The following is a 3010-nucleotide window of genomic DNA, read 5'->3' on the forward strand; positions in this document are numbered from 1 at the left end:
AGACTCATGCATAATTCATTCACCCCATCCTCCGGGCGTGCATGAAGTAAAACAACACCCGGGAAACTCACGGCATAGGGTCCAAATTTGCTGATGATCTTCCTCATGGCCTCAATATATTTTCTTTCGATTGCTCCCGATAGCACAAGGGGCGCACCGGCTTTCTCCACAACTTCCTGCCATTTTTCTGCATTCACCCTGAGGATGATTCTCTCGGGGGTTAGTAAAGATATTAAAGGATAACCTTCATCATGTTCTTGAACGTTCTTTTGGTCTGGAACCGGGATGGTGGATAAATTCAATTCTTTTTTCAGTTTTAAAATATCTTCTGTATTTAAAAAAGGGTTGACTGAGATGACCGGGATACTGTTCAAATCGAGAGGCAATGTAGAGATTATTGCATCAATCGATCTAAAATCATCCATCCGTTTCTTGAATTCAAGCAGGGAAAGTACCTGAACAATCTCCAATTCAGGCAATTCAGCCCGAATACGTGAAACCAGCAGCCAGGCGGTGGCAATTCCTTCGACACAAATGATCAGGATTCTTTTCTGGTTGGCAGGTTTATAGCGAAGGCGTTCCATTGCCGCTCCCAGATGCAGCGAGAGGTAACCGATCTCCTCTTCTGGAAAATGCAAACCTATTGAATCTTGAATAGTCCGCATACTTTTTTGGGTTACCTCAAATATATAAGGGTACTGCATCTTAATATCCTCAAGCAGTGGGTTCCTTATCCGAATGCCAATTCTTAATCTAAGGAATGTTTGTTTGATGTGCATTTCCAGATTTCTGGATAGATCCCGATCAGCTCTCAAATAAGGATGAAGATAATTTGATACCTCAGTGATGATGCGATCAACAATACCTTTTATTTGCAGATCAAGATCCAGGGTTTTTTGCTTTTCATCGGCACTGTAATAAGCCGGTTTATTTTTTTGGGCTGCGATCAGCAGCGCAGTGAGAAGAGCTTCTTCGTTCTTATTAAGAACCACCTTGCATTGAAGTTGCACCCGATTAATTATGTCAATGATCACCAAGGATTCCCGCTCCTTGTCAATACCAAATAAATAGGCAGGCGAGAAATCCACTGTTTTATTAAGTCGAGAACGGGAAACAGCGAGTGCAAAAAAAAGTAAAAGGATAAGATAGTCTAAATCTGAAAGTTGAAGCTGAAGTTTCGTTTTCGCATAATCAAGTTGTTTTTTTAGGAAAATGAGATCATCAGCCCCAATGATCTCCTGTAAAACCTTATTATCTTCTGACCCATATTTTTTAATATTTTTGACTGGATTAATACATAACTCTAAAAGAAAATTCTTGCTGTTGCTTTCCATTACCAGATTAATAATCGCCTCGCGAAAATCTCTTTCTTGTCCTTCCACCTGAAAACCAAAATTAGGTCGTTTTTTCAGCAATAAATGATTAACACCCAGCCAGTCATTGACTTTTTGGAGGTCGCTGATAATGGTGGTTCGAGATACTTTTAATCGGTTGATAAACTGCTTAATAAGGATCGGATCATTCGCCATCAGAAGCGAGATCGTGATCAATAAGCATCTTTGATTCGCTTCCAGGAAATCTTCACTTGACAAGCTCTCCAATTCTGAAATAACATTCAACCTGGCTTGGGGTGAGGCAGGGATGAATATTCCAAAATTGGGTTTTATTTCAAGAGGAATACCCCGTTCTTCCACCCAAATTTTAATACGTTGGATACTAAAGTGCGCCATGCGCGGGGTAATCCCGAGCTGTTTTGCAATTTCTTTAGCAAAAAGCGGTTTTTTACTCTGGAGAAGTAGAAATAAAATATCCTTGCTTCTTTTATCCAGGGGGATCATCATTAGGATTCACATTAAAAATCTTAAATATTCGAACTGTTATGTTCGTCCAAAGCTTTTTTGACTTACATTAATATTAATTCAAGGTTGGTTTCGGATATTCGTGCGCGCCTGCACGTTGGCAAGCTCCTCGATGATATTGATGACAGCGGAGTGGTCAAGCTCACCGCGGCCGGTGGCCATGAGGGAGGCAAACAACTCGTGGGCGACGGCGGTGGCGGGCAGGGGCACGTTGAGCTGGCGGGCGGTATCCATGACGATGTTGAGGTCCTTGTAGTGGAAGCGGCTCTTGAAGCCGGGTTCAAACTCTCCCTTGATGACCCTGGGGCCGCGGACGTCCATGACGCGCGTCTGGGCGTAGCCACCGGAAAGCACCTGCAGGATGACCGCCGGGTCCACGCCGGCTTTGGCGCCGAGGACGAAGGCCTCAGCCATGCCGAGCAGGTTCATGGCCACCTGGATCTGGTTGCAGGCCTTGACCGTTTGCCCGGCGCCGTTGGTGCCGCAGTGGGTGACGGTCTTGCCCATCACCTGGAAGACGGGCAGGAGTTCATCAAAGAGGTCCTTGGGTCCACCGACCATGATGGAGAGGGCGGCATTTTTTGCGCCGGTCTCACCGCCGCTGACGGGGGCGTCCACGCAGCGCACGCCCTTTTTGCCCAGCTCCTCAGCCACATGGATGGCCATGGCGGGGGCAATGGTGCTCATATCGGCATGGATCAAGCCCGGGCGGGCGGCTTCTATGATGCCATTTNNCACCCAGGGCGACCTTTTCCACGTCGGGGGAATCCGGCACCATGGAGATGACGATGTCCGCTTTGGCGGCCGCTTCTTTGCCATTGGCGCAGGCGGCGGCACCCTTGACAACCACTCCCTGCACGGAGGCGGGATTGATGTCATACACGAACAACTCGTGCCCGGCAGCAATCAGGTGGGAGGCCATGTGGCGCCCCATGATGCCCAGGCCGATGAATCCGATCTTTTGTTTCATTTTTCTAATCCTCGTGAAGATGTGATTTTAATTTCTGAGAGGTAAGTATAACCGAACAGGGAATGAATGATGGAAAATGAACCCGACTGCTGTTTAAATTACGATCCTGATCAGCTCCTCTGCCTTTTTAGACGGGGTTTTGCTTTTGAAAAAGGGTAATTTGCATCCCTTCCGGGTCCTG

General features: G+C 46.7%; 3 protein-coding genes. All 3 read right to left on the reverse strand.

Features of this window, described 5'->3' with window-relative positions; genetic code table 11:
- Positions 1-1841, reverse strand: a 1841-nt coding sequence (locus B3D59_RS09650; protein WP_286819359.1) for a BglG family transcription antiterminator, incomplete at its 3' end; no start/stop codon positions are given.
- Positions 1842-1919: 78 nt separating this feature from the next.
- A complete protein-coding gene (locus B3D59_RS09655) occupies positions 1920-2546 on the reverse strand; it encodes an NAD(P)-dependent oxidoreductase (RefSeq protein ID WP_286819360.1) in 627 nt (208 codons plus the stop codon).
- Positions 2506-2829, reverse strand: coding sequence for an NAD(P)-binding domain-containing protein (locus tag B3D59_RS18475; protein WP_414646532.1), 324 nt, complete (start codon positions 2827-2829; stop codon positions 2506-2508). The genes B3D59_RS09655 and B3D59_RS18475 overlap by 41 nt, the downstream gene beginning before the upstream one ends.
- Positions 2830-3010 lie beyond the last annotated feature (181 nt).

This window comes from Desulfobacter sp. UBA2225, from assembly GCF_002348205.1.
Taxonomy (GTDB): domain Bacteria; phylum Desulfobacterota; class Desulfobacteria; order Desulfobacterales; family Desulfobacteraceae; genus Desulfobacter; species Desulfobacter postgatei.

Coding starts and splice junctions, on each gene's coding strand:
- B3D59_RS09655 (WP_286819360.1), bottom strand. CDS start 2,546: ATGAGCACCATTGCCCCCGCCATGGCCATCCATGTGGCTGAGGAGCTG.